Raw genomic sequence first — 6028 nt, forward strand, 5'->3', positions numbered from 1 at the left:
TGAGAGGTCTGGGGAGCGAGAAGGGGGCCGGGTGCGGTGCCGGCCCCCCTTTGTGGCGCGGTGTTACAGGGCGCTGCCCTTCTTCCACTGCGAGAACGGCATCTGCCAGAAGCCCCAGCCGTTGTTCCATTCCAGCTCGCGGTCGGTGCCGGTGATGTCGACGACGTCGCCGCGCTGCATGGTGCTGTAGAACCACCTGGCCTGGTCGGGGCGGGCGTTGACGCAGCCGTGGCTGACGTTGCGCACGCCCTGGGCCCAGACGTTGTCCTTGGCGTGGACGTACTCGCCGGAGTTGGAGATGCGGACCGCGTGGTTGATCATGACGTCGTAGTAGCCGGGGTCGCCCTTCTTGCGGCCCGGGGAGATCATGCGGACGGGGTTGCCGCGCTCCATGGTCAGGTGGACGCCGGAGGTGGTGGTGTACTCGCGGGTGGTGGCCATGCCGGCGCTGATGCGCATGGTCTGTACGCGTTTGCCGTCCTTGTAGACGTACATCATGTGCTTCTTGGTGTCGACCTTGCTGATGACCTTGGCGCCGATCTTGAGGTTGGCGGTGTAGTCCTTGACGCCGTAGGTGCCCTTGCCGGCCTTGACGCCTTCGATGTCGGCGGTGAAGGTGACCTTCTGGTGGGCGGGCCAGTAGGTGGCGGTGCGGTAGATGACGACGGTGTCGTTGATCCAGCGCCAGGCGCCCTTGACGGGCTTTTCGGCCTTGACGCTCAGGGCGCGTTCGATGGCGGCCTTCTGGGTGACGGGCTGGTTGAAGGTCACGATGATGGGGGCGCCGACGCCGAGGGTCTCGCCCTTGGCGTTGGGGGTGACGTCGGCCACCTGGAGTTCGCGTTCGGGTTTGATGGTGGTGAAGGCGCTGGTGGCGGTGGTGACGCCGGACTTGGCGCTGACGGTGTAGCCGGTGGAGGGCTTGAGGGTGCCCTTGGAGACCCAGCGGGTCTTGTCGGCGTTGTAGGTGCCGGTGATCTCGTCGTCGGACGTGCCGGCCTGGACGGTGATCTCGTCCAGGGTGCCGCCGGAGGCGGTGATGACGATCTTCTTGTCGGGGCTGACCTTCGCGCTGCCTTCGGCGGGCGATATGGTGATCGTCGGCGCCTGAGGTGTGGCGGACGTGGTGGCCTTGGACGCGCCGGCGTTGCCCGTGGCGGCGTTGCCGCTGGAGCACGAAGCCGTCAGGGCCGCCGCGGCGAGCAGCGCGATGCCCGCGGTGGGCTTCTTCCAACCAGACGCGATGTTCAAGTCTGTCCTCTCCCCCATGCAGAAAACTGCAAACTGCACCTAAAGACCTTAATGCTGATGCATGTATGACGCGGTTGCATATGGGAGAGTTCGGTCACGTTTCGATCACTTGTTGCAGTCAACGGCAGGTCAGAGCAGGGTCAAGGACGGGTAAAGGAATGGCCGTAACGGCTCACCGCGCCAGCAGCATGATCGGCCCTGTGATCGGCCCTGTGATCGGCCGCGTGATCAGCCGCGGGTGAGGCGGTGGGTGAGGCCGGTGTGGCGGCGCCCGGCGCCCTTGGTGCGCACGGCCTGCGCCAGGGCGCGGCGGGAGCCGACGATGACGACCAGCCGCTTGGCGCGGGTGATGGCGGTGTAGAGCAGGTTGCGCTGCAGCATCATCCAGGCGCTGGTGGCCAGCGGGATGACCACGGCGGGGTACTCGCTGCCCTGGGAGCGGTGGATGGAGACGGCGTAGGCGTGGGCCAGCTCGTCGAGTTCGTCGAAGGCGTAGGCGACGTGCTCGTCCTCGTCGGTCAGGACGGTCAGCTCGTTGTCGTCGGGGCGGATGTCGGTGACGACGCCGACGGTGCCGTTGAAGACGCCGGCGGCGCCCTTGTCGTAGTTGTTGCGCAGCTGGGTGACCTTGTCGCCGACGCGGAAGACGCGGCCGCCGTAGCGGCGTTCGGGCATGCCCTCGCGGGCGGGGGTGAGGGATTCCTGCAGGGCGAGGTTGAGGGCGCCGGCGCCAGCGGCGCCGCGGTGCATGGGGGCGAGCACCTGGATGTCGCGGCGCGGGTCGAGGCCGAACCTGCGCGGGATGCGGCGGGCGACCACGTCCACGGTGAGCTGGGCGATCTCCTCGGGCTCCTCGCACGGGAACAGGAAGAAGTCCTTCATGCCCGCCAGGACGGGGTGGTGGCCGGTGTTGACGCGGTGGGCGTTGACGACGACGCCGGACTCCTGGGCCTGGCGGAAGATCTGGGTGAGCCGGACGCGGGGGATGTCGTCGGCGGCCAGCAGGTCTTTGAGGACCTCGCCGGCGCCGACGGAGGGCAGCTGGTCGACGTCGCCGACGAACAGCAGGTGGGCGCCGGGGGCGACGGCCTTGACGAGCTTGTTGGCCAGCAGCAGGTCCAGCATGGAGGCCTCGTCGACGACGACGAGGTCGGCGTCGAGGGGGTTGTCGCGGTCGAAGGTGGCCTCGCCGCCGGGCCGCAGCTGCAGCAGGCGGTGGACGGTGGTGGCCTCGTGGCCGGTCAGCTCGGCCAGGCGTTTGGCGGCGCGGCCGGTGGGGGCGGCCAGGATGACGCGGGCGCGTCTGGCGCGGGCCAGGGTGACGATGGAGCGGACGGTGAAGCTCTTGCCGCAGCCGGGCCCGCCGGTCAGGACGGCGACCTTGCTGGTCAGGGCCAGGCGGACGGCCTGGCGCTGCTCGGGGGCGAGCTCGGCGCCGGTCTGGGCGTGCAGCCAGGTCTCGGCGCGTTCCCAGTCGACGTCGGCGAACGCCTTGAGCCGGTCGTGGCCGCCGTGCAGCAGCGACAGCAGGCCGCCGGCCAGGGACAGCTCGGCGCGGTGGAAGGGCGGCAGGTAGACGGCGGGCACCACGTTGTCGCCGGCGGGGACGTCCTCGCGCACGACGCCCTCGGCGGCGATGAGCTCCTCCAGGCAGGTGGTGACCAGGCCGGCGGGCACGTCGAGGATCTTGACGGCGTCGCCGACGAGGTTGGGGGCGGGCAGGTAGCAGTGGCCGTCGTCGGCGGCCTGGGACAGGGTGTAGCGCAGGCCGGCCTTGACGCGTTCGGGGCTGTCGTGCGGGATGCCGACGGCCTGGGCGATGGTGTCGGCGGTCTTGAAGCCGATGCCCCACACGTCGTCGGCGAGCTGGTAGGGGTGGGTGCGTACGACGGTGATGGACTGCTCGCCGTACTGCTTGAAGATGCGTACGGCGATGGAGGTGGACACGCCGACGCCCTGCAGGAAGATCATCACCTCTTTGATGATCTTCTGTTCGGCCCAGGCGGCGGCGATCATCTTCGTCCGTTTGGGGCCGAGGCCGGGGACTTCGACCAGGCGTTCGGGGCTGGTCTCGATGACGTCGAGGGTGTCGGTGCCGAAGTGGTCGACGATCCGTTCGGCCATCTTGGGGCCGATGCCCTTGATGAGGCCGGAGCCGAGGTAGCGGCGGATGCCCTGCACGGTGGCGGGCAGCACGGTGGTGTAGGACCACACCTCGAACTGGCGGCCGTAGCGGGGGTGGGAGGTCCAGCGTCCGCTCAGCCGCAGCGACTCCCCCACCTGGGCGCCCAGCAGGGGGCCGACCACGGTCAGCAGCTCCGAGCCGGAGCGGTCGGTGGCCACCCGGGCGATGGTGTAGCCGCTCTCCTCGTTGGCGTAGGTGATGCGCTCCAGGACCGCATCCAGCGATGCGGCGAGCGAACCATCCGGACCAGGTCTCAACGCGAACCCCTCTTCGGCCACCGTTCCGGAGCCAGGGTAGAGCAGCGGGCGGGGCCCGTCGGCGCACGGCTGCTACGATCGCGCGAAGATCGCGGTCGTGCCCGGGGTCGGGTGCCGGGCCGGACCCCAGGGAGGCCCTCGCCGTGCAGCTCCCCCGCAGCCTCGGTCCCCCGCCTGCCCGCCGGCGGGAGCGGCGGTGAGCGGCGCCGGGCAGATGGCGCTGCTGGCCCTGGCCGGAGTGGTCGCCGGGGTGGTCGGCACCGCGGGCGGCATCACCTCTCTCATCTCCTACCCGGCGCTGCTCGCGCTGGGCCTTCCCGCTGTGACGGCGAACGTGGCCAACATCGTCGCCTTCGCCGCCTGCTGGCCCGGCGCGGCGCTGGCCTCCCGGCCCGAGCTGGCCGGTCAGGGGCCGTGGCTGCGCCGGCGGCTGCCGCCGGCGGTGCTGGGCGCGGCGGCGGGATCGGCGCTGCTGCTGTCCACCCCGCCGGGCGTCTTCGCCCGTATCGTGCCGTTCCTGGTGGCCGGCGGGGCGCTGGCGCTGCTGGCCCAGCCGCGGCTGGCCGCCTACCACGAACGGCGCCGCCGCGGCCGCCGGCCGGGCGCGGACGCCGTGGCGCTGCCTGTCGTGCTGCTGGTGATGTCGGTGTACAACGGCTACTTCGGCGCCGGGTCCGGCGTCATGATCCTCGCCCTGCTGCTGATCACCGCCGAGCCGCGGCTGCCCACCGCCAACGCCCTGAAGAACATGCTGATCGGCGCCTCCGCGCTCGTCTCGGCCGCGGCGTTCACCGTCTTCGGCGCCGTGGAGTGGGCGGCCGTCGTGCCGCTGGGGGCGGGCATGTTCGCCGGCGCCACCCTCGGCCCGCGCCTGGCCCGGCGGCTGCCGGCCGCGGTCGTGCGCCGGTTGGCGGCCCTGGTCGCTCTCGTCCTGGCGGTCCGGCTGTGGATCGAGGCGAACGGCTGAGCGTCGCCACCCCGGCCCTCACGCGTGGCGTGGGGGCGGGGGTGGCAGGATCACGAGGAGGGGGGTGTCATGGACGCAGATCCTGGCAGGCGGCGCTCGCGGGCCGGCCGTCTGCGGCGGTTCGGCAGCGCGCTGCTGTGCGGGGCGCTGCTGGTGGCGGCGGGGTGTTCGGGCGGCGGCGGTGACCCGTCCGCGTCGCCCTCCCCCTCGCGCACGTCCCCCACTGCGTCGTCCTCGCCGTCGTTGTCCGCCGCCGCCTCCCCCGGGGTGAGCGCGACGGCCGGCGGGTGCGCGGGCGGCGGGCCCGCGCTGCGCCAGGGCCGCAACACCATCGACTACGGCGGGCTGCGGCGCGTGTACCTGCTGGCGCTGCCGCGCGGGCGCGGCCCCCATCCCGTCCTGCTCGACCTGCACGGCCTGGGCTCCGACGCCGCCCAGCAGGCCGCCTACAGCCGCCTGCCCCGCGAGGGGGCCCGGCGCGGCTACCTCGTCATCACCCCGCAGACCGCCGAGGGGCGGATCGGCTGGACGCTGCCGCACGCCTACGGACCCGACGACACCGGCTTCCTGACGGCGTTGCTGGAGCGGGTGGAGCGGGGGGCGTGCGTGGACCGGCGCCGGGTGTTCGCGGCCGGGATGTCGTTCGGCGCCGGCATGTCCGCCGCGCTGGCCTGCGCCATGAACGGCCGGCTGGCCGGGGTCGCGGCGGTGGCCGGGCTGAGCATCGTGCCGCCGTGCGAGCGTCCCGCGCCCCTGACCCTGCTGGCCTTCCACGGCACCGCCGACCAGGTCGTCCCCTACGAGGGCGGCCATCCGTTCCAGAACTCCTCCGAGCGGCGCGGCCTGGCGCGGCTGGTGGTGCTGCCCCCGGTGCAGGACAGCGCGAAGGGATGGGCGCGGGCGCTGGGCTGCACCGGCGAGGGCGTCTCGGCGCCGGCGCCGGGGGTGCGGCTGCGCCGCTGGACGGGCTGTCGCGGCGGCGCGTCGGTGCGGCTGTACACCTTGCGCGGCGCCGGTCACACCTGGCCGGGGCCGATCGAGGTGCGGCGGCTCGGCTCGACCAGCCGGGAGCTGGACGCCACCAAGGTCATCCTCGACGTGTTCGACGCCGCTGCGCCGCGTTGACCGCGGCGTCGGGGATCAACGGAAGTCCCGTCGGCCGGGGTCCCGGCTGGCCGGCCACGGCTCTTCTTTCCCGTGTTCTCACCCAGGCGGTGAAGCCCTCGATCGCGTCGACGACCGCCTCGAAGCGGACCGAGTGGTACAGGTCGAAGGCGTGGTTGCCGCCGCGTAGTTCGGCGTAGACGACGGGGGCGGCCGAGGTCTGGCGTAGCCGGTCGGCGAAGTGCCGGGCGTCGGCCGCGGGCA

Annotated in this window: 4 protein-coding genes and 1 pseudogene; 2 read left to right on the forward strand and 3 right to left on the reverse strand. The window is 72.3% G+C overall.

The window, feature by feature from the left end:
• Positions 1-63: 63 nt before the first annotated feature.
• Complete coding sequence (locus MTP10_RS39725) at positions 64-1251, reverse strand: Ig-like domain-containing protein (RefSeq protein WP_310716840.1); 1188 nt, start codon at positions 1249-1251, stop codon at positions 64-66.
• Positions 1252-1479: 228 nt separating this feature from the next.
• Positions 1480-3693: an ATP-dependent RecD-like DNA helicase gene (locus MTP10_RS39730; protein ID WP_310716843.1), complete on the reverse strand. Its 2214-nt coding sequence runs from the start codon at positions 3691-3693 to the stop codon at positions 1480-1482.
• Between the two features lie 196 nt (positions 3694-3889).
• Between MTP10_RS39730 and MTP10_RS39735 the strand changes: the two genes are divergently transcribed.
• Complete coding sequence (locus tag MTP10_RS39735) at positions 3890-4660, forward strand: sulfite exporter TauE/SafE family protein (protein ID WP_310716844.1); 771 nt, start codon at positions 3890-3892, stop codon at positions 4658-4660.
• 69 nt (positions 4661-4729) lie between these two features.
• On the forward strand, positions 4730-5785 hold the full coding sequence (locus MTP10_RS39740; RefSeq protein ID WP_310716846.1) for a PHB depolymerase family esterase: 1056 nt from the start codon (positions 4730-4732) through the stop codon (positions 5783-5785).
• On the opposite strand, the pseudogene MTP10_RS39745 reads toward MTP10_RS39740, so the two are convergent.
• Positions 5748-6028: pseudogene (locus MTP10_RS39745) on the reverse strand (hypothetical protein); the annotation flags it as partial. The gene MTP10_RS39740 and the pseudogene MTP10_RS39745 sit on opposite strands and share 38 nt — an antisense overlap.

The organism is Nonomuraea sp. 3-1Str, from assembly GCF_031570565.1.
In the GTDB taxonomy this organism is placed as follows: Bacteria; Actinomycetota; Actinomycetes; order Streptosporangiales; family Streptosporangiaceae; genus Nonomuraea.

Bases quoted from the DNA above. Each gene is read 5' to 3' on its own strand.
- MTP10_RS39740 (WP_310716846.1), top strand. From the start codon at position 4,730: ATGGACGCAGATCCTGGCAGGCGGCGCTCGCGGGCCGGCCGTCTGCGG.